Annotated in this window: 20 protein-coding genes; 10 read left to right on the top strand and 10 right to left on the bottom strand. The window is 69.8% G+C overall.

Annotation, left to right across the window (positions count from 1 at the left end; genetic code table 11):
* Positions 1–318 precede the first annotated feature (318 nt).
* Positions 319–1,332: a low-specificity L-threonine aldolase gene (gene ltaE / locus WS95_RS01555; RefSeq protein WP_059821929.1), complete on the top strand. Its 1,014-nt coding sequence runs from the start codon at positions 319–321 to the stop codon at positions 1,330–1,332.
* A gap of 109 nt (positions 1,333–1,441) precedes the next feature.
* Here the strand turns inward: ltaE and WS95_RS01550 are convergent, their stop codons facing one another.
* Together WS95_RS01550 and WS95_RS01545 are read right to left on the bottom strand one after the other, a co-directional pair.
* Entirely contained in the window at positions 1,442–1,654 is a 213-nt protein-coding gene (locus tag WS95_RS01550; protein WP_034205979.1) for a DUF1059 domain-containing protein, read from the bottom strand.
* Between the two features lie 147 nt (positions 1,655–1,801).
* Positions 1,802–2,707, bottom strand: a complete 906-nt coding sequence (locus WS95_RS01545; RefSeq protein ID WP_059821927.1) for an HTH-type transcriptional regulator ArgP — start codon at positions 2,705–2,707, stop codon at positions 1,802–1,804.
* 319 nt (positions 2,708–3,026) lie between these two features.
* Here WS95_RS01545 and WS95_RS01540 point away from each other — a divergent pair, with 319 nt between their 5' ends.
* Both WS95_RS01540 and WS95_RS01535 read left to right on the top strand, forming a co-directional pair.
* Positions 3,027–4,097, top strand: coding sequence for a rhodanese-like domain-containing protein (locus tag WS95_RS01540; protein WP_059821925.1), 1,071 nt, complete (start codon positions 3,027–3,029; stop codon positions 4,095–4,097).
* A gap of 122 nt (positions 4,098–4,219) precedes the next feature.
* Positions 4,220–4,879, top strand: a complete 660-nt coding sequence (locus WS95_RS01535) for a glutathione S-transferase family protein (protein WP_059780097.1) — start codon at positions 4,220–4,222, stop codon at positions 4,877–4,879.
* Positions 4,880–4,979: 100 nt separating this feature from the next.
* Here WS95_RS01535 and WS95_RS01530 read toward each other — a convergent pair whose 3' ends face one another.
* Together WS95_RS01530 and WS95_RS01525 are read right to left on the bottom strand one after the other, a co-directional pair.
* Positions 4,980–5,672: a phosphatase PAP2 family protein gene (locus WS95_RS01530; RefSeq protein ID WP_034205983.1), complete on the bottom strand. Its 693-nt coding sequence runs from the start codon at positions 5,670–5,672 to the stop codon at positions 4,980–4,982.
* A 426-nt stretch (positions 5,673–6,098) separates the two neighbouring features.
* Entirely contained in the window at positions 6,099–7,343 is a 1,245-nt protein-coding gene (locus WS95_RS01525) for an MFS transporter (protein WP_059821937.1), read from the bottom strand.
* Positions 7,344–7,444: 101 nt separating this feature from the next.
* Here WS95_RS01525 and WS95_RS01520 point away from each other — a divergent pair, with 101 nt between their 5' ends.
* A complete protein-coding gene (locus WS95_RS01520; protein ID WP_059834305.1) occupies positions 7,445–8,428 on the top strand; it encodes a LysR family transcriptional regulator in 984 nt (327 codons plus the stop codon).
* A gap of 27 nt (positions 8,429–8,455) precedes the next feature.
* Here the strand turns inward: WS95_RS01520 and WS95_RS01515 are convergent, their stop codons facing one another.
* Together WS95_RS01515 and WS95_RS01510 are read right to left on the bottom strand one after the other, a co-directional pair.
* A complete protein-coding gene (locus tag WS95_RS01515) occupies positions 8,456–9,094 on the bottom strand; it encodes a 2-hydroxychromene-2-carboxylate isomerase (protein WP_034205985.1) in 639 nt (212 codons plus the stop codon).
* 144 nt (positions 9,095–9,238) lie between these two features.
* Entirely contained in the window at positions 9,239–10,057 is an 819-nt protein-coding gene (locus WS95_RS01510; RefSeq protein ID WP_059821923.1) for an IclR family transcriptional regulator, read from the bottom strand.
* Positions 10,058–10,229: 172 nt separating this feature from the next.
* On the opposite strand from WS95_RS01510, the gene WS95_RS01505 reads away from it, so the two are divergent.
* The 4 genes from WS95_RS01505 to WS95_RS01490 all read left to right on the top strand — a co-directional run bounded on the left by WS95_RS01505 (position 10,230) and on the right by WS95_RS01490 (position 15,013).
* Positions 10,230–11,216, top strand: coding sequence for a hydroxymethylglutaryl-CoA lyase (locus WS95_RS01505; RefSeq protein ID WP_059821921.1), 987 nt, complete (start codon positions 10,230–10,232; stop codon positions 11,214–11,216).
* Entirely contained in the window at positions 11,213–12,505 is a 1,293-nt protein-coding gene (locus WS95_RS01500; protein ID WP_059821919.1) for a CaiB/BaiF CoA transferase family protein, read from the top strand. The genes WS95_RS01505 and WS95_RS01500 overlap by 4 nt, the downstream gene beginning before the upstream one ends.
* 83 nt (positions 12,506–12,588) lie before the next feature.
* A complete protein-coding gene (locus WS95_RS01495; protein ID WP_059821917.1) occupies positions 12,589–13,896 on the top strand; it encodes an MFS transporter in 1,308 nt (435 codons plus the stop codon).
* Position 13,897: 1 nt separating this feature from the next.
* Entirely contained in the window at positions 13,898–15,013 is a 1,116-nt protein-coding gene (locus tag WS95_RS01490) for an amidohydrolase family protein (protein WP_059821915.1), read from the top strand.
* 15 nt (positions 15,014–15,028) lie between these two features.
* On the opposite strand, the gene WS95_RS01485 is transcribed toward WS95_RS01490, so the two are convergent.
* The 3 genes from WS95_RS01485 to WS95_RS01475 all read right to left on the bottom strand — a co-directional run bounded on the left by WS95_RS01485 (position 15,029) and on the right by WS95_RS01475 (position 16,447).
* Positions 15,029–15,505 carry an SRPBCC family protein gene (locus WS95_RS01485; protein ID WP_059821935.1) on the bottom strand — a complete coding sequence of 159 codons (477 nt, stop codon included), beginning with the start codon at positions 15,503–15,505 and terminating at the stop codon, positions 15,029–15,031.
* Between the two features lie 119 nt (positions 15,506–15,624).
* On the bottom strand, positions 15,625–16,110 hold the full coding sequence (locus tag WS95_RS01480; RefSeq protein ID WP_059821913.1) for an SRPBCC family protein: 486 nt from the start codon (positions 16,108–16,110) through the stop codon (positions 15,625–15,627).
* The gene (locus WS95_RS01475; RefSeq protein WP_059780090.1) at positions 16,082–16,447 is read right to left on the bottom strand and encodes an ArsR/SmtB family transcription factor; all 366 of its coding nucleotides are present in this window, start codon (positions 16,445–16,447) and stop codon (positions 16,082–16,084) included. The genes WS95_RS01480 and WS95_RS01475 overlap by 29 nt, the downstream gene beginning before the upstream one ends.
* 204 nt (positions 16,448–16,651) lie before the next feature.
* Here WS95_RS01475 and WS95_RS01470 point away from each other — a divergent pair, with 204 nt between their 5' ends.
* Together WS95_RS01470 and WS95_RS01465 are read left to right on the top strand one after the other, a co-directional pair.
* The gene (locus WS95_RS01470; protein ID WP_059821911.1) at positions 16,652–17,182 is read left to right on the top strand and encodes a GNAT family N-acetyltransferase; all 531 of its coding nucleotides are present in this window, start codon (positions 16,652–16,654) and stop codon (positions 17,180–17,182) included.
* A 25-nt stretch (positions 17,183–17,207) separates the two neighbouring features.
* Complete coding sequence (locus WS95_RS01465; RefSeq protein ID WP_059821909.1) at positions 17,208–17,786, top strand: hypothetical protein; 579 nt, start codon at positions 17,208–17,210, stop codon at positions 17,784–17,786.
* Positions 17,787–17,825: 39 nt separating this feature from the next.
* Here WS95_RS01465 and WS95_RS01460 read toward each other — a convergent pair whose 3' ends face one another.
* Positions 17,826–18,410 (bottom strand): TetR/AcrR family transcriptional regulator, encoded by a 585-nt coding sequence (locus tag WS95_RS01460; RefSeq protein ID WP_059821907.1) that lies wholly within the window; start codon positions 18,408–18,410, stop codon positions 17,826–17,828.
* Positions 18,411–18,480: the final 70 nt, after the last annotated feature.

Raw genomic sequence — 18,480 nt, 5'->3', positions numbered from 1 at the left:
GGCGTCGGCTATCTGTGCCGCGGGGCCACAACTCCTCGGTTGCTGGGATTGCTTGGTGGCGCCCGGCCAGCTGTGGGGGGGGGGGGGGGGGAGGGGGGGGGGGGGGGGGGGGGGGGGGGGGGGGGGGGCGCCGCGCCGGGCCGCCGCGCGCCGCGCCGCCGATGCCGCCGGCGGGCGTCCAGCCGCCCCCGCCGCGATATTGATCCGCGCGACCGCGTGCCTCCACCGGCACGCGCTGCGTGAATTGCGTACACTCTGAGTCTCGTTTTCGGCAGGGCCGGACGCAGGGATGCCGGCTCGTTTACTCAGGGCACAGCGATGATCGATTTACGCAGCGATACCGTGACACGTCCGAGCCAGGCGATGCTGGCCGCAATGACCGCCGCCGAAACCGGCGACGACGTCTGGGGCGACGACCCGACCGTCCTGCGCCTGCAGGCGGTGACGGCCGAGCGCGCCGGCAAGGAGGCCGGCCTGTTCTTCCCGAGCGGCACGCAGAGCAACCTGGCCGCGCTGATGTCGCATTGCGAGCGCGGCGACGAGTACATCGTCGGCCAGCTCGCGCACACCTACAAGTACGAGGGCGGCGGCGCGGCCGTGCTCGGCAGCATCCAGCCGCAGCCGATCGAGAACGCGCCGGACGGCACGCTGCCGCTCGCGAAGATCGCCGCGGCGATCAAGCCGCTCGACAATCACTTTGCCCGCACGCGGCTGCTCGCGCTCGAAAACACGATCGGCGGCCAAGTGTTGCCGGAAGGCTATGTGCAGGAAGCCGTCGCGTTCGCGCGCAGCCGCGGGCTGTCCACGCACCTCGACGGCGCGCGCGTATGCAATGCGGCCGTCGCATCGGGGTGCCCGATCGCCGAGCTGTGCGCGCCGTTCGACACCGTGTCGATCTGTTTCTCGAAAGGGCTCGGTGCGCCGGTCGGCTCGGTGCTGGTCGGCAGCCGTGCGCTGATCGAGCGCGCGCAGCGCTGGCGCAAGGTGCTGGGCGGCGGGATGCGGCAGTCGGGCATTCTCGCGGCGGCGTGCCTGTATGCGCTCGATCACAACGTCGAGCGGCTCGCGGACGATCACGCGAATGCCGCGCATCTCGCGGCCGGCCTCGCGCGCATCGACGAAGTGAAGGTGCTGTCGCATGCGACGAACATGGTGTTCGCGCAATTCCCCGAAGCCGATTGCGTGCCGCTCGAGGCGTGGCTCAAGGCGCGCGGGATCCTCACGCAGATGCTGTATGCGTCGCGCTTCGTCACGCATTGCGACGTGTCGCGCGCGGACATCGACACGTTCGTCGGCGCGGTCGGCGCGTATTTCGCGCAGCGTCGCGTGTGAAGCGGAACGCGCCGGCCGGCGACGGGCCGGCGCGGCGTCGTACGACATGACGTCACGCACGAACGGGTGACGCGGCGCGCGGTCGCTCGATCGTTGCCGTGCCAGCCGATTACGCTTGCCTCGGCATGTCGGCGGGCGGTGTGCCGTCGTGGAATAGCGATTTCAGTTGCGTGCGCAGTTCGGCGCTGTCGGTGTGCTGATGGACCGAGACCGCATGTTGCACGGCGGCCTCCAGCAGTTCGTTGTCGGAGTCGGCGGAGATGGCGACCGAGCAATGCGTCGCGCTGGGAAACTCGCGGCAATCGATATAGCGGCGGGACATGATGTTCTCCTCACACGAAAGGGAACGGCCGGACCTGGATGATCGGCCGCGCGGCGCGTTCGCGAGGCCGATGGAAAAAGTATAGGCGGCGCGGCTGACTTTCCTGTCGCCGCGCATCCCGCGCCAGCAACGTCGATCGCCCGCGCGTTACGGCAACGGCGCGAGCAGCCGGCGCGCCGCTTCGACGACCCGCGCGGACAGCGACGCCATCGTCGGCGACTGCACGGTCCACGCGTGCCAGTACAGCGTGACGTCGGTCGGATGCGCGGGCGCGAGATCGACGAGCCCCTGGGCGTCGAGCGGCGCGGCGCCGATCAGCGGCTCCGGCACCATCGCGTAGCCGAGCCCGTGCCGCACCGCGGCGAAGTGCGAATGGGTGCCCGGCACGTAGTGGCACGGGTACGCGCCTTCGGGCAAGCCGAACTTCTCCTTCAGGAACGACGATTGCAGCGTGTCGCGCCGCGAATACGCGACGACGGGCGCGTGGCGCGCGCTCGTGCGGTTCAGGCCGCGCGGGAACCAGCGACCGGCGAACGCGGCGGCGGCGAGCAGCCGGTAGCGCATCGTGCCGAGCGGCGTCGCGATGCAGCCGCGCATCGGCTTCGGCTCGGTCGTCACGCAGCCGACCGCCATCCCGCTTTCGAGCAGCGCGAACGTGTGATCCTGATCCTCGACGATCAGCTCGAACAGGATCCGCTCGCCCGCGAGCACGGACGTCAGCGCGGGCAGGAACCACGTGCCGAGGCTGTCGGCATTCAGCGCGATCGTCACCGAGATCGGCGATTCGCGCTCGGCCGCGAGCATGCTCTGCAGGTCGGCCTGCAGCAGCGCGACGCGACGCAGGTGCTGCAGCACGCGCTGTCCGGCGACGGTCGGGCGGCACGGCCGCGTGCGCAGCACGAGCGGCGTGCCGAGGCTCGCTTCCAGCGCGCGGACCCGCTGCGTGACGGCGGACGCGGTCACGTGCAGGCGCACGGCCGCCTGCTCGAAGCTGCCGGTGTCGGCGACGGCCAGCAGCGCGGCGGCCTGCTTCGGATCGATCGTCATCGACATGTCGGGGGCATTCCTGTGATCGGGGACGAGAACAGGCCGTAGTGTAAGGCAGCGTGCGCGGCCGCCCCGGTGCCGCGTATCGTCCCGCCGTGCGCGATTCGTCGTCGGAAACGGTTGTCGCGCAGGGTGTTGCCGGCGGCGCGGGTATTTTGATCTACGCTGTGTGAATGTGCGAACCGCGGCGGCCGATGTCGCTCGTCCAGTGGCGATATCGTCATGCCGACGCCGACGCCGACGCCGACGCCGACGCCCGGCGACGCCATGCAGCATGCCGATTCGACTACACCCACTGAAGAACCCGCGACGGAGCCCCAGAGCCATGATCTTCCGGCAACTTTTCGACCCGCAATCGTCGACGTACACGTATCTGCTCGCCGACGGCGCATCGCGCGAGGCGCTGCTGATCGATCCCGTGTTCGAGCAGGTGCGCCGCGACGCGGCGCTGCTCGACGAACTCGGGCTGCGGCTCGTCGCGACCGTCGACACGCACGTGCATGCCGATCACGTGACGGGCGCGTGGCTCCTGAAGCAGCACACGGGCAGCGCGATCGCGATCTCGGCCGCGAGCGGCGCGCAGGGCGCCGACCGCTACCTGAACGACGGCGACCGCTGCATGTTCGGCTCGCGCTACCTGAGCGTGCGCGCGACGCCCGGCCACACGAGCGGGTGCATCAGCCTCGTGCTCGACGACGAATCGATGGCGTTCACCGGCGATTGCCTGCTGATCCGCGGCACCGGCCGCACCGACTTCCAGCAGGGCGACCCGCGCGCGCTGTATCGCGCGGTGCACGGCCGGCTCTTCACGCTGCCGGCCGCGTGTCTGCTGTATCCGGCGCACGACTATCGCGGGCTCACGGTGACGAGCGTCGGCGAGGAGCGGCGCTTCAACCCGCGCCTCGGCGGCGATCTCAGCGAAGACGATTTCGCCGGCTACATGCGCAACCTCGGGCTCGCGCATCCGCGCCAGATCGACGTCGCGGTGCCGGCGAATCTCCAGTGCGGCGTCGCCGCGAACGCGCCCGATGCGCGGGCGGCGGCCGACTGGGCGCCGCTCGTCTATACGTTCGCGGGTTTCTGGGAAATCGATCCGCAATGGCTCGAGGATCATCTGCCGGCCGTGCAGGTCGTCGACGTGCGCGAACCGGACGAATTCGCGGGCCCGCTCGGCCATCTGCCCGGCGCGATGCCGATCCCGCTCGGCGAACTGGCCGCGCGCACCGGCGAGATCGCGCGCGAGCGGCCGGTCGTGACCGTGTGCCGGGCCGGCGGGCGCTCCGCGCAGGCGACGGTGATCCTGAAGAAGGCCGGCTTCGACGCGGTCGCGAATCTCGGCGGCGGGATGCTGCGCTGGCGTGCCGAAGGGCGTGTCGTGACGGATGGCCGCTCGTAGGCCCCGGCAGTCCCTCGAAAAAAATTCCGGATCGATGTCGAAACGGCCGGGCGCCGTTCGTCGTCAAGGTATCCGATCACGTGGCGCCGCATGACGCGGCGCCGAAACCCGAGAGACCGTCCATGATGCCGACGCTTTACGCTCATCCCTTTTCGTCTTACTGCCAGAAAGTGCTGACCGCGCTGTACGAGAACGGCACGCCGTTCGACTATCGCGTGCTCGCGCACGACGATCCGAAGCCGATGCAGGAACTGGCCGCGCTGTGGCCGCTGAAGCGTTTCCCGGTGCTCGTCGACGCGGGCCGCACGGTGATCGAGGCGTCGATCATCATCGAGTATCTCGGCCTGCACCATCCGGGCCCCGTGCGCCTGCTGCCCGACGATCCGCGCGCGGCGCTCGAGGTGCGGACGATGGACCGCTTCTTCGACAACTACGTGGCGACGCCGCAGCAGAAGGTCGTGTTCGATGCGCTGCGGCCGGAAGCCGAACGCGACGCGCGTGGGGTGGCCGATGCGCGCGCGATGCTCGACACGTCGTATGCGTGGCTCGACAAGACGATGGCCGATCGCGAATGGGCGGCCGGCGACCGCTTCAGCCTCGCCGATTGCGGCGCGGCGCCGTTCCTGTTCTACGCGGACTGGACGCACCGGATCGACCCGGCGTTCGCGAACGTGATCGCATACCGCAAGCGTCTGCTCGCGCGGCCGTCGTTCGCGCGCGCGGTCGACGAGGCACGACCGTATCGTTCGTTCTTTCCGCTCGGCGCGCCCGATCGCGACTGACGGGCGCGGCCGTCGCACCGCGTGCCGCGGCCGCGCATGGCCGGCAGCGCGCCGGGGCGACGGAACGACAGCAGCAGCGGCAGCATCGCGGGGGCGCCCGTCACATCGTGTGCGTGGCCGACTGCGCGAGCGTCAGCAACTCGTCGAACTGCGTGATCAACTCGAAGCACAGCAGGAACGCGAGCGTATAGGCCGGCGCGGGGAAGCGCCGGATCATCTCCAGCACCGCCGGCGCGAAGCGCGACCGGACCGCGTCGCGCGTCAGCAGCCATGCGATCGCGATGCCGATCGCCGCGCCCGCGATCAGGTCGGTCGGATAGTGAAAGCCGAGATACGCGCGCGGCAGGCAGATGAACACGACCGAATACAGCAGCGCGACGATGCCGATGCGGCGCGCGATGATGAAGATGCCGGTCGCGATCGCCATCCAGAGCATCGCGTGATCGCTCGGAAACGAACTCCATGTCTGCAGCGTCGCCGCGCGCAGTCCGGCCGACGGAAAGTGCAGGTGCAGGTCGGGGTTGTAGATCGGCCGCACGCGGAACGGCAGCACCTGCGCAAGTACGCGGCCGACGGCCAGCGCGATGAGCCCGCTCGCGACGGTGGCGACGACCAGCTCGCGTTGCCGTTCGCGGTTCGGGCCGGGCTGAAACCACAGCCAGCACAGCACGGGAATGAGCACGAAGCCCTTGAACGTGTAGAGGCCCGCGATCACGCGGATCGCGTGATTCATCAACGGGCCGAACGTCACGTGGGTGAGGAAGATCTGGATCGTGGTGTCGAAATCGTTCATGTCCTGTGCGACCCGGGCGGACGCGCAGCGCATGACGGGCGGCCGGCTGGATCGGAAAGCGCGCTCGCACGGAGCGCAACGGGGGGCAAGTATGTCACCCGTTATTTCGAAGAAAATGCGAAAAAATACCGGGAATCCCCTGATAAACCGGGACCGTGTGGTGGGGCCGGAAGGGAGCGCGCCGTGCGGTGCGGCAGCGGCGATTCATCCGACGTTTGCGGGCGGGCGTGCACGTGCATCGGAAAAAATATTTGGGTGAACTGGACAATTCGGCGAGCCGTCGCCGTCCTTGCGCCGGATGAGCGATTGCCGTGCCGCAACGGTGCGAATCTGTCGCACCGCGCAGCGTCATGCGCGACGATCGAAAAATAAAAAAAGCGGGCAAGCCTCGTGGGCTCGCCCGCCGGCCCGACGCGATGCCCGGCTTCAGTTGCGCCACACCCGCACGGCGAGCGCGGCCAGCGATGTCGCGACGGCCAGCGCGGTCACCGCGTTCCAGCCCAGTTGCGCGAGCAACCAACTGCCGATCGCGGCGCCGGCTGCCATCCCGATGAACATGCCGACGAACAGCACCGCGTTGAGGCGGCTGCGCGATGCGGGATCGATCCGGTAGACGATCGCCTGGTGCGCGATCAGCGTGGCCTGCACGCCGAGATCGAAACCGATCGTCGCGAGCGCGAGCAGGACGAGCTGCGCATGCGGCGACATCAGCGGCGCAGCGGCCATCGACGCGAACGACACCGTCGCGATGCCGATACCGATCCGCGTGACGCGCTCGGGGCCGTGGTGATCGGCGAGGCGCCCGGCGATCGGGGCGGCCAGCGCGCCCGCGGCGCCCGCGAGGCCGAAGGCGCCGGCGGCCGCGCTGCCGAGGTGGAACGGCGCGCCGTGCAGCATCACAGCGAGCGTCGACCAGAACGCGCTGAAACCGACGGCCAGCAGCCCCTGCGCGAGGGCGGCGCGGCGCAGTGCCGGATGGGCGCGCCACAGTGCGCCGAGCGAGCCGATCAGCGCGCGATACGGCAGCCGCGTGGTCGGCTCGAAGCGCGGCAGCCCGCGTGCGGCCACCGCGCCGATCGCGGCGACGCTGACGGCCGCGAGCGCGAACATCGCGCGCCAGCCGGCCGTCTCGGCGACGAATCCGGCCACGACGCGCGACAGCAGGATGCCGAGCAGCAGCCCCGTCATCACCGTGCCGACGATGCGGCCGCGATGCGCGTCGTGTGCGAGCGTCGCGGCGGCCGGCACGACGTCCTGCGCCATCGTCGCGGCGAGACCGATCGCGAAGCTCGCCGCAAGCAGCAGCCCGAGCGACGGCGCGACGGCGGCCAGCAGCAGCGCGACGACCAGCGCGGCGGCCTTGGTCACGATCACGCGGCGCCGGTCGAAGCGGTCGCCGAGCGGCGCGAGCAGCAGAATGCCGAGCGCATAGCCGAGCTGCGTGAGCGTCGGCACGAAGCCGATCGCTCGCGCCGATGCGCCGAGATCGGGCGCGAGCGCGCCGAGCATCGGCTGTGCGTAGTAGAGCGGGGCGACGCCGAGGCCGGCGGCCGCTGCGAGCAGCAGCACGAGCCGGCGATCGGGCATCGAATGGGCGGCCGGATGGGCGGCCGGATGGGCCGGGGCATGCGCCACGCGGGGCGTGGTGTCGAGACGGGTCGGGGTGGACATCGCGTACATCCTCGGTTGAAGAATGGAATGGACGCGAGTGTGGCGGTACGCGGCCGGCGACGGTAGTCCCGGCTGGCGCAGATTTGTTATACGCTGCATGCATGACCGAAAAATCCTCTTCCTCTCCCGCTGCTGGCGGGTCTCGGCGCATTCAGACGGTGCCGGTGGACGGCGCCGGCTATCGTTTCGAGCTGATGGAAACCTTCGTGCGCATAGTCGAGGCCGGCAGCCTGTCGGCGGCCGCCGTGCAGTTGCATACGACGCAGCCGACCGTCAGCCGGCGGTTGCAGGCGCTGGAGAATTCGCTCGGCATGCGGCTGCTGCAACGCACGACCCATACGATGCGGCTGACCGTCGACGGCGAGCGTTGCTTCAAGCGGGCGAAGGAGCTGCTGGCGAGCTGGGCGGCGTTCGAGGCCGATTTGCGCGGCGCGCAGGAGGAGCCGGACGGGCTGCTGCGCGTCGCGGTGCCGCACGCGTTTGGGCAGCAGCGTTTCGTCGCGCCGCTCGCGCAGTTCCTGCGCGACTATCCGCGCGTGTCGGTCGAGTGGCTGCTGCAGGACGAGGTGCGCGATTTCGTCGGCAGCGGTATCGATTGCGCGATCCAGGTCGGCGAGCCGACCGATCCGGGCGTGGTCGCGATCCGGCTGACGAAGGTGCCGCGCTTCGTGGTCGCCGCGCCGTCCATACTGAACGGCGCCGACGTGCCGGCCGATCCGGATGCGCTCGCCGCGCTGCCGTGGCTCGCGTTGCGTACGTACTACCGTACCGAGCTCGCGCTCACGCATGCAGCGACGGGCGACACGCGGCGCATCGCGATCCGCCCGCGCATCACGACCGCGAACCTGTATGCGCTGCGCAGCGCGGCGCTGCTGGGCGTCGGCGCATGTGTCGGATCGTCATGGATGCTGGCCGACGATCTCGCGCGCGGCGATCTCGTGCACCTCGCGCCCGAATGGCAGGCCGCGCCGCTGCCCGTCTACCTGACTTATCCGCATGCGCAGTTCTACCCGTCGCGGCTCGTGCGGTTCGCGGCGATGATGCGCGAGGCCGTGCCGGCGCTCGTCGAAGGGCGCGACGGCTGAAGCGGGCGACGTCGGCGGGGGGCGCCGTCAGCCGCGCCGGATCCCTTCGGGCAGCGCGCTGATGCGGCGGACTTCGGGCGAGTCGAGCCACGCGCGCGACGTCGCGCAGTCGACGAACATGTCGGTCGCGTCCTCGCCCCAGAACAGGTCGCCGTCGAGTGCGAAGGTCGGCACGCCGAACACGCCGTCGGCGATCGCGCGATCCGTGTTCGCGCGCAACGCGTCCTTGACCGGCTGGGCCTCGACGGCCGTCACGCCTTCCGGAAAGCCGACCGCTTCGCACAGCGCGGCGAAGCCTGCCGGCGTCGACACGTCCTGGCCGTCGCGCCAGATATGCCGGAAGATCCGCCGGATCGCGTCCGGCGAGCTGCCCATCGCGATCGCGAGGCGCAGCGGCCTGATCGGATTGAACGGATGCGCGGGCGGCATCCGGAACGCAATGCCGAGCTTGTCCGCGCGATATTGCGCATGCCGATAGGTGAACACGCGTTTGGCCGCGATTTCCGCCGGCGCTTTCTGGCCCCAGTGCGCGAGCAGCGCACCGAGCACGATCGGCCGCGGCTCGAACGCGGCGGCGGGCGGCAACCGGTCGAACCGTTCCTGTTGCAGGTAGGCGAACGGCGAAACGAAATCGAAATACCAGGTGGCGGTGCGCGCGGCGTTCATCGCGGTGTCTCCTCGTGCGGGTCCGGTTGACGGTTGCACGCGCGGTGCGTTGCCTGCGAACGGCGCGCTGCGTGCATCGGCGGCCAGTGTCGCATGCGGCTGCCTTTCGCGCTGCCGTGTCGCGTGCCGGACGCAACCGGCTCCCTACGACCGGGCGTCGTCGTCCGCCGACGATGCGAGCCGCGCGAGACTGTCGCGCACGGCGGGCGCGTCGTAGCGTGCGCCCGCGCCGCCGAGTGCGACGGTCGCCTTCTGCGCGAGCGGCAGCAGCATCGCGAGCGCCGCCGTCATCGCCGGCGCGGCGGCGAGCCGCGACTTCGGGCCCGACACCGTCAGCGCGCCGACGCATTCGCCGGCCGCGCCGAACACGGGCACGGACGCCGATGCCGTCTCCGGGTCGCGCTCGCCGTACGACGCGGCCCACAGCTGTTCGCGCACGTCGCTCCAGCGGGCGTCCTGCGTGTCGGTGAAGGCCAGCAGCACCTTCCCCGATGCGCCCTGGCCGACCGGAAACTCCTCGCCGACGCGGATCGATACGCGCACCGCCCGCGCGGGCTCGACGCGATAGAGCACGGAGCGCACGTCGCCCTGGCGCACATAGAACGATGCCGTTTCCCCGAGTTCGCGGCTCAGCGTCTCGAGTAGCGGCTCGACCACCGGACCGACGCGGAACGAGCGCTGGTACAGCGCGGCGAGCCGCAACGGTTCGTGCCCGATCGCGTACTGGCCGTCGTCGAGCTTGCGCATGAAGCCGCCATGCTCGAGCGCGACGAGAAGGCGCAGGATCGTGCTCTTGTACAGCCCGGTGCGGCGCGACAGTTCGGCGAGCGACAGCCGGTCGTCGGTCGGGCCGAACGCACGGAGGATCGCGAACGCGCGGTCGAGCACGGCGACGCCGCTGGACGCTTCTTCCGTCGCCGGATCGGCTGGGTCGCGAGCGTGATCTGCTGGATTCCTGGGCACGGCCTGCTTCCTTCGAATGATGGTCGGCGGACTATATCGTTCCATCTGGCAGAACACAAGTTCCAGAAAAACGCGATTTCACGGGTATACCCCGCTTATCGCCCGTTCGACACACACTTAAAGTTCTATCAAACAGAACTATGTTCTTTCAGATAGAACGATGAGGTGTCGAATGAAGGTTTCCAAAAATCCGGCGGTGCTGGTCAGCGAGGTCGGGCCGCGCGACGGGCTGCAGAGCATCAAGACCGTGATGCCGACGGCTGCCAAGCTGCGCTGGATCACCGCGCTGGCCGCGGCCGGCCTGCGCGAGATCGAGGTCGGGTCGTTCGTGCCGGCCACGCTGTTGCCGCAAATGGCCGACGTACGCGAAGTCGTGGCGCACGCGCTCGCGATTCCCGGTTTGCACGTCGCCGCGCTCGCGCCGAACCTGCGCGGTGCCGAAAGCGCGTTCGACGCGGGCGTCCACAAGCTGACGTTGCCGGTATCGGTGACCGAAGCGCACTCGCTCGCGAACATCCGCAAGACGCCCGCGCAGATGATCGACGAGGTGCGCGCGATCGTCGCGCTGCGCGACGCGCGGTTTCCGTCGGTGCAGATCGAGGCGGGCGTGTCGGTTGCGTTCGGTTGCACGATGGCCGGAGCGGTCTCCGACGACGAGACGATCGCGATGGCCGTCGCGATGGCCGAATGCGGGGTTGACGAGATCGGCCTGTCCGACACCAGCGGTTATGCGAATCCCGCGCAGGTGCGCCGGCTGTTCACGCGGCTGCGACGCGAAGTCGGCGACAAGGCCGGCGGCGCGCATTTCCACAACACGCGCGGGCAGGGGCTCGCGAACGTCGTCGCGGCGCTCGACGCGGGCGTGACGACCATCGACGCGAGCCAGGGTGGCCTGGGCGGCTGCCCGTATGCGCCGGGCGCCACCGGCAACATCGTCACCGAGGATCTCGTGTTCCTGCTCGAGGCGATGGGATACGACACGGGCATCGACGTCGACGCGCTGCTCGCCGCGCGCGCGATCCTGCATGCGGCGCTGCCGTCCGACGCGCTGTACGGCCACGTGCCCGACGCGGGGTTGCCGAAGGGCTTTCGCTATGCGGACGGCCGCGCGCCATCGGCCGTGCAACCGGAAGGTTGCGTGGCGGGAGTCGCACGATGAACGATCGGCAACCGGCCGCCGCGCTGCCGTACGCGGGCGTGCGCGTGATCGAGATGACGCACATGGTGATGGGCCCGACGTGCGGGATGCTGCTCGCGGATCTCGGCGCGGAAGTGATCAAGATCGAGCCGATCGCGGGCGACGGCACGCGGGCGCTGCGGGGTTCCGGCGCGGGCTTCTTCGGGATGTTCAACCGCAACAAGAAGAGCCTCGCGGTCGACGTGAAGGATCCGCGCGGGCTGGAGATCGTGCGGCGGCTCGTCGCGACCGCGGACGTCTTAAGCGAGAACTTCAAGAGCGGCACGATGGACCGGCTCGGTCTCGGCTATCCGGCGCTGGAGTCGCTGAATCCGCGCCTCGTGTACGTGTCGCACAAGGGTTTCCTGCCGGGGCCGTACGAGCACCGCACCGCGCTCGACGAGGTCGTGCAGATGATGGGCGGCCTGGCCTACATGACGGGCCCGGAAGGGCGGCCGCTGCGCGCGGGCGCGAGCGTGAACGACATCATGGGCGGCATGTTCGGCGCGATCGGTGCGATGGCCGCGCTCGCGCAGCGCGAGCGCACCGGCCGCGGCCAGCAGGTGCAGAGTTCGCTGTTCGAGAACAACGTGTTCCTCGTCGCGCAGCACATGATGCAGTTCGCGGTGACCGGGCAGGCCGCGTCGCCGATGCCGAGCCGGATTTCCGCGTGGGCCGTCTACGACGTCTTCTCCGTCAAGGATGACGAACAGATTTTTCTCGCGGTCGTGTCGGACACGCAGTGGGCGCTGTTTTGCGATGCGTTCGGCCTGGCCGCGCTGAAGGACGATCCGCGCCTCGCGACCAACAACCTGCGCGTGCAGGCGCGCGACTGGCTGCTGCCCGAGCTGCGTTCGCGGCTTGCGCCGTACTCGGCCGCGGAGATCGGCGCGATCTTCGAATCGACGGGCTTGCCGTATGCGCCGATCACGAAGCCGCAGGACCTGTTCGACGATCCGCATCTGCTCGCCACGGGCGGCCTCGAAGCCGTGACGCTGCCGGCCGACGCGAGCAGCGCCGGGCGGCCGGTCGACACGCGCACCGCGCTGCTGCCGCTGACGCTGGGAGGCGAGCGCCTGCGGCTGCGCTCGGCGCCGCCCGCGCTCGGCCAGGACACGTGCGCGCTGCTCGGCGAGCTCGGCTACACGCCCGACGACGCGCGTGCGCTGATCGATGCGGGCGTCGTCGCGGGGCCGACCGGCACGGACGTCGCCGCGCACGGCGACGGGCCGGGCGGCGCGCCTTCGGCGAACGAAGTGGCGAGCGCGTAGCGCAGCCGCGATTCATCGAACGAACAAAGGCGTCCCGGCCGCGCGCCGCGCGTGGGAGGAGCGCCGCATCCACGGAGACAACCATGACATCCGCTTCCCCGGCGCTGGCCGCCGATCGCGAGGCCGACGCGTCGATCGAGCAACGCGCGGTGCGCAAGGCCGCGTGGCGCTTCATCCCGCTGCTCGCGCTCGCGTATTTCTTCAACTATCTGGACCGCACGAGCGTGGGCTTCGCGGCGCTGACGATGAATCGCGATCTCGGGCTGACCGCCACGCAGTTCGGCTGGGGTGCCGGGATCATGTTTGCCGGCTACTGCGTGTTCGAAGTGCCGAGCAATCTCGCGCTGTACCGCTTCGGTGCGCGCCGCTGGCTCGCCCGGATCATGATCACGTGGGGGCTGATGGCGGCCGCGACCGCGCTCGCGACGGGGCCGACGAGTTTTTACGCGATCCGGCTGCTGCTCGGCATCGGCGAAGCCGGATTCTTTCCCGGCGTGATCTTCTTCCTCGCCGTGTGGTTTCCCGCGAGCTACCGCACGCGCGTGCTCGCGTGGTTCACCGTGTCGACGCCGCTGTCGTCGTTGATCGGCGGCCCGCTGTCGACGTGGCTGTTGCAGCTCGACGGTGTGCTCGGGCTCGCCGGCTGGAAATGGATGTTCATCGTCGAAGGGCTGCCCGCGTGCGCGCTCGGCTTCCTCGTGCTGAAGCTGCTGTCCGATTCGCCGGCGAATGCCGCGTGGCTGTCGGACGACGAGCGTGCCGCGCTGCAGCGTGCGTTCGAGCGCGACGGCGCGGCGGCCGGCCGCAAGAAGCGCTTCGGCGTCGCGCTGCGCGACGTGCGTGTGTACGTGCTCGCGCTGATTTCGTTCGGCTTCACGATGGGCTCGTACGGAATCGGCATCTGGTTGCCGCAAATGCTGAAGGCGCACGGGATGTCGACGATGCAGACCGGCTGGCTGTCCGCGGTGCCTTACTTCTTCGCAACGGTCGCGCTGCTGTGGTGGGCGAAGCGGGTGGACCGTCGCGGCGGTCCGGTCGCGAACCTGGCGATCGGCTTGCTCATCGGCACGGTGGCGCTCGGCGTGTCGACGCATTTCCTGACCCTCGGGCCGGCGCTCGTCGGCATCACGCTCGCGCTGATCGGCACGATTGCCGGCCGCACGATCTTCTACACGCTGCCGTCGCGCTTCCTGTCCGGCCAGGCCGCGGCCGGCGGGCTGGCGCTGATCAATTCGATCGGCGCGCTCGGCGGCTTCGCGGGCCCCTACCTCGTCGGCTACCTGAAGGACGGCTTCGGCACGTTCACGGCCGGGATGCTCGGCCTCGCGATCGTCCTGGCGATCACGACACTGCTCACGCTGTCGCTGTACGCGTTCGACCGGAGCGAATGACATGACCTTTTCGATCAAACGGCGCCGGTTGATCGGTGCAACCGCCGCATCGCTCGCGCTGCCCGCGTTCGCCGACACGCCGGCCCACGACGGAGCTCCCCGCATGACGCAAAGCAACTACCTCGCGGTCCGTCCCGACTGGCTCGCGTCGGCGCTCGAACCGGCGCTCGAGCCCGACCTGCCGATCGTCGACGCGCATCATCACTTCTACGAACGGCCGGGCTGGATCTACATGCTCGACGACTATCTGCAGGACGCACGCTCGGGCCACAACATCCAGGCGTCCGTCTACATGCAGGCGCAGACGCGCTATCGCGATTCAGGCACGGCGGAACTGAAGCCGGTAGGCGAGACGGCCTATGTCGCCGGCGTGACCGAGCCGCTGCAGCACGGCCCCGTGGCCGTCGCGAAAGGCATCGTCGGCCATGCGGACCTGCGGCTCGGCGAACGTGTGCGCGACGTGCTGGAAGCGCATGTAGAAGTCGGGCGCGGGCGGTTTCGCGGCGTGCGGCACCTGAGCACGTGGGATGCCGATCCGACGCTCGCCAATCCGTTGTCGGCAGTGCCGCGCGGGCTGCTGCTCGATCCCGCGTACCGGGCCGGCGTCGCGCAGCTCGCGCCGCTCGGGCTGTCGTACGACGCATGGCTGTTTTTCCCTCAGTTACCCGAATTGTTCGATCTCGCGAAAGCGAACCCGGACACGCGGATCGTCGTCAATCATTGCGGCGGTGTCGTGCGGATCGGCAGCTATGCGGACAAGCGGCCCGAGGTGTTCGCGCGCTGGTCGGCGTCGATGCGCACGCTCGCGCAGTTGCCGAACGTGTACGTGAAGGTTGGCGGCCTCGGGATGCGCATCAACGGGTTCGATTTCGAGAAAGGCGCGAAGCCACCGTCCTCGGCGCAGCTCGCCGATGCGTGGAAGCCGTGGATGATGACCTGCATCGACGCATTCGGCCCCGGGCGCTGCATGTTCGAGAGCAATTTCCCGGTCGACAAGGGATCGTATGCGTTCGTGAACGGCTGGAACGCGTTCAAGCGGCTGACCGCGCAGGCCGGCGCCGACGAGCGCGACGCGCTGTTCCGCGGCACGGCTACGCGGGTGTACCGGCTCGGCTGATGCGCTTGCGCGGCGTCATCCGGCTTCCACCAGCGCCGCGAGCCGCGCCAGCGCCATCTGCCAGCCGGTCTCGTTGTCGGCGGCCGGCACGCCGGGCGGGACGCCGTCATGCACCGCGTCCACGCGCGTGCCGCCCGCTTCGTCGGACAGCGTGATCGTGATCGTCATCGCGCCGCGCAGCATCGGGTCGTCGGTTTCGAATACATCGATCTCGACGATCTGCCGGTCCGGCACGAGCGTGACGAAGCGGCCGTGATAGGTGTCGGTGCGCGCGGTGGTCTTGCCGGTGCCGGCCGACGGCGCGTCGTAGCTCAGCGACACGCGCAGCGCGCCGCCTTCGCGCGTGTCGTAAGCATGGACGCGGCAGGTCATGCCGTCGGGCACCTTCCACTGTTCGACCGCGTGCGGGTCGAGCAGCGCGCGATAGACGCGCCCCCGCGGGGCGTTCAGGTGCCGGCTGACCCGGGTCGAATGTGTGTGCGTGTGCAACATGTCGCCTCCCGCGAAGCGCGCGCGACGGTGCATGCCGGCGCCCGGCGTGTCGTCGTGCTTCCTTCAGGAATCCTAGGCGCGGGCGCGGCGGCATGCAATGACCGCGCGCGAGGCGGCGTTCAGCGCAACGTGGCGGCGAACGCGTCGAGCTGCGCGATGCAGGTGTTCCAGCCCTCGAAAAACCCGAGCGCTTCGTGGCGCTCGCGCGTCGCGGCGTCGGGATGCATCACGCGCGCCTCGTAGCGGCTGCCCGCGTCGTCGTCGGCCATCGTGACGATCGCCGTGAAGCCCAGCCATGGCGCCTGCGGCCGCCAGCCGCCCGCGAGCATCGACGTGAACGCGATGCGCGATTCCGGCACGATTTCGAGGAAGCAGCCGGGGTTGTCGCTCGTGCCGCCGTCGGGGCCGCGCATGAACGTATGGAAGGCGCCGCCCGGCCGCAGGTCGAACGCGCGTACCTCGGTGGTCCACGGCTTCGGACACCACCATTCCTTCAGCAGTTCGGGGTCGGTCCATGCGCGCCAGAGCGCGTGGCGCGGCGCGCGCAACGTGCGCGTGATGACGAGATCGTGGGCTTCAGCGGGTTCGACGTGGCTTGCGGACATCTTGCTCCTCCTGGTGACGGCGTTCGACGAATTCGACGAGACGATCGGATCGCGCTTCCCACTGCGCGCGCTGCGCGGCGAGCCATGCCTCGGCCTCGGTCAGCCGGCTGCCGACCAGCGCGCAGGTGCGCGAGCGGCCGGTTTTCCGGGTCGCCACGAGGCCGCTGCGCTCGAGCACCGCGACATGCTTCATGAACGACGGCAGCGCCATGTCGAACGGCGCGGCCAGCGCGGAGACGGTCCGCTCGCCGTGGCCGAGCGCGCTGACGATCGCGCAGCGCGTCGGATCGGCGAGGGCATGGAACACGTCGCTGATGCCGGGTTGAATGTTATCCATTCGGCTAAGTGTAGGCGATGTCGAAACCGATGCAACGAAAATTTCCGTCGCGTACGATGATGGGGCGGTAACACGCGCCGACCGGGCGCCACGTTACCGGACGCCTGCCGCCGTCGCGCGAGCCTCGATACCCGGCCGGCGTGCGTTCCGATTCCGGCCCATGCCGCACCCGTGCATGCGGCCCATCTGACTACCGGAGAGGGCATGACCGAACCTGTTACCGTCCGCCGCGTCGGCGCGAGCGAAGCGATGGCCTGTGTCGATGCGCTGGCCGACGTGCTGATCGATTGCGTCGAAGGCGGCGCATCCGTCAGCTTCATGCTGCCGATCGAGCGGACGACCGCCGTCGCATTCTGGACGCGCGTGGCCGAGGGCGTCGCGAACGACGAGCGCATCCTGCTCGTCGCCGAGGATGCGTCGGGCCGCATCGTCGGCACCGTGCAGCTCGTGACCGCGCAGCCCGAGAACCAGCCGCATCGCGCGGACGTCGCGAAGATGCTCGTGTCGCGACACGCGCGCCGGCAGGGCATCGCCGCGCGGCTGATGGCGGCGGCCGACGCGGCCGCGCGCGATGCGGGCAAGACCGTGCTCGTGCTCGACACGGTGACGGGCGGCGACGCCGAGCGGCTGTACGAGCGGGCCGGCTGGCAACGCGTGGGCGTCGTGCCGAACTACGCGCTGATGCCCGACGGCGCGCTCTGCGCGACGACGTATTTCCACAAGCAGCTCGCGTGATGGCATCCGTCAAACCGCCGCCTCGATGAAACGCGCCCCTATCGCTTTCGCCCTCACGGGCCTGCTCGTCGCGCTGCCGATTGCCGCGTACGCGCTCGTCAAACCGCTGCGCGTCGTCGCGCCCGCGCTGGTTCCCGGCGTGTCGTGCCCGAGCGCCGACATCTGCACGGACGATGTCGCGACGCTCGGCGCCGCGCAGCAGCTCTACCGCGACGGCGCCGCGCGCGCGGCGGCGGCCGTCGGCGCGTTCCGCGCCGCACCGCGCATCGTGTTCTGCGCGACGCGTGCGTGCGCCGATGCGTTCGGCCTCGGCACGCGCGCGGCGCTGACGCTCGGCGATTTCGGCATCGTGATCGCGCCCCGCGGCTGGCAGACCTACTTTCTCGCGCACGAGTTGATCCATCATCGCCAGGCCGAAGTGCTCGGCAACCTGGCCGTCTTGACCAAGCCGCGCTGGCTGATCGAAGGGATGGCGTATTCGCTCAGTGACGACCCGCGCCATCCGCTCGCGCAACCGTTCGAATCGTGGCGCACGCAGTTCACGGCGTGGAATGCGGCGCGCGGCACGCAGCCGCTGTGGGATGCCGCGCGGGCAATCGAATAGTGCGACCAGGACGGCGGCGGCGCGACGAAACGCGCGCCGTTACGCCGACGCGACTGGATCGCCGCGTCGGCCGGTCAGCGCGTCCCGCCCCGCGTCCAGAATTTCGTCGGCCAGCGCGGGATCGCTGCCGGCGATCGCGCGGGACAGCACGAGCGCACCGACCATCTGGCTGAAGGCCGCAAGCGCGTCGCGACGCGTCTGCTCCGGCGTGGCGCCGTCGGTCGCCACCATCCGTTCCAGTCGATCGAGATACGCGGCGAGCCCGTGCGCGTAGCATGCGCGCGCCGTATCGGTCAGCCGCGGTGCGTCGCCCGCGAAGCCGGACAGCGGGCACCCGGCCTCGACGTTGTCGCGATGCGCGGGCGACAGATACGCCGCCACCTGCGCGTCGAGATTGCCGGCGCTCGGCGAATCCGCGCGGTCGCGCATCGCCTTTTCCATGACTTCGGCGACCAGCGCGTCTTTCGATTTGAAGTGGTTGTAGAAGCCGCCCTGCGTGAAGCCGGCCTCCTTCATCAGCTCCGTCAATCCCACCGCATCGACGCCGCGCACGCGGAACAGCCGCTCGGCGGCCGCGACGATCGCGCTTCGGTTCTCGGCAGCCTGCTGTCTGGATACGCCCATCGATCTCTCCTGATCGTTGCCGATCGCGTCGATTGAAAAACACAATGGTGATCGCCATTGACATGATCGT

The sequence above is a fragment of the Burkholderia sp. MSMB1826 genome (assembly GCF_001526325.1).
Lineage (GTDB): Bacteria > Pseudomonadota > Gammaproteobacteria > Burkholderiales > Burkholderiaceae > Burkholderia.
The sequence above is the reverse complement of the archived record's forward strand: the minus strand, read 5'-3'. Positions and strand labels throughout refer to the sequence as shown.

What these genes read in the sequence shown, in the direction of transcription:
- WS95_RS01460 (WP_059821907.1), bottom strand. Translation starts at nt 18,410, where the DNA reads ATGGGCGTATCCAGACAGCAGGCTGCCGAGAACCGAAGCGCGATCGTC.
- WS95_RS01490 (WP_059821915.1), top strand. Translation starts at nt 13,898, where the DNA reads ATGACCTTTTCGATCAAACGGCGCCGGTTGATCGGTGCAACCGCCGCA.
- WS95_RS01530 (WP_034205983.1), bottom strand. Translation starts at nt 5,672, where the DNA reads ATGAACGATTTCGACACCACGATCCAGATCTTCCTCACCCACGTGACG.
- WS95_RS01520 (WP_059834305.1), top strand. Translation starts at nt 7,445, where the DNA reads ATGACCGAAAAATCCTCTTCCTCTCCCGCTGCTGGCGGGTCTCGGCGC.
- WS95_RS01495 (WP_059821917.1), top strand. Translation starts at nt 12,589, where the DNA reads ATGACATCCGCTTCCCCGGCGCTGGCCGCCGATCGCGAGGCCGACGCG.
- WS95_RS01525 (WP_059821937.1), bottom strand. Translation starts at nt 7,343, where the DNA reads ATGTCCACCCCGACCCGTCTCGACACCACGCCCCGCGTGGCGCATGCC.
- WS95_RS01515 (WP_034205985.1), bottom strand. Translation starts at nt 9,094, where the DNA reads ATGAACGCCGCGCGCACCGCCACCTGGTATTTCGATTTCGTTTCGCCG.
- WS95_RS01545 (WP_059821927.1), bottom strand. Translation starts at nt 2,707, where the DNA reads ATGTCGATGACGATCGATCCGAAGCAGGCCGCCGCGCTGCTGGCCGTC.
- ltaE (WP_059821929.1), top strand. Translation starts at nt 319, where the DNA reads ATGATCGATTTACGCAGCGATACCGTGACACGTCCGAGCCAGGCGATG.
- WS95_RS01535 (WP_059780097.1), top strand. Translation starts at nt 4,220, where the DNA reads ATGATGCCGACGCTTTACGCTCATCCCTTTTCGTCTTACTGCCAGAAA.
- WS95_RS01465 (WP_059821909.1), top strand. Translation starts at nt 17,208, where the DNA reads ATGAAACGCGCCCCTATCGCTTTCGCCCTCACGGGCCTGCTCGTCGCG.
- WS95_RS01475 (WP_059780090.1), bottom strand. Translation starts at nt 16,447, where the DNA reads ATGGATAACATTCAACCCGGCATCAGCGACGTGTTCCATGCCCTCGCC.
- WS95_RS01480 (WP_059821913.1), bottom strand. Translation starts at nt 16,110, where the DNA reads ATGTCCGCAAGCCACGTCGAACCCGCTGAAGCCCACGATCTCGTCATC.
- WS95_RS01470 (WP_059821911.1), top strand. Translation starts at nt 16,652, where the DNA reads ATGACCGAACCTGTTACCGTCCGCCGCGTCGGCGCGAGCGAAGCGATG.
- WS95_RS01540 (WP_059821925.1), top strand. Translation starts at nt 3,027, where the DNA reads ATGATCTTCCGGCAACTTTTCGACCCGCAATCGTCGACGTACACGTAT.
- WS95_RS01485 (WP_059821935.1), bottom strand. Translation starts at nt 15,505, where the DNA reads ATGTTGCACACGCACACACATTCGACCCGGGTCAGCCGGCACCTGAAC.
- WS95_RS01505 (WP_059821921.1), top strand. Translation starts at nt 10,230, where the DNA reads ATGAAGGTTTCCAAAAATCCGGCGGTGCTGGTCAGCGAGGTCGGGCCG.
- WS95_RS01550 (WP_034205979.1), bottom strand. Translation starts at nt 1,654, where the DNA reads ATGTCCCGCCGCTATATCGATTGCCGCGAGTTTCCCAGCGCGACGCAT.
- WS95_RS01500 (WP_059821919.1), top strand. Translation starts at nt 11,213, where the DNA reads ATGAACGATCGGCAACCGGCCGCCGCGCTGCCGTACGCGGGCGTGCGC.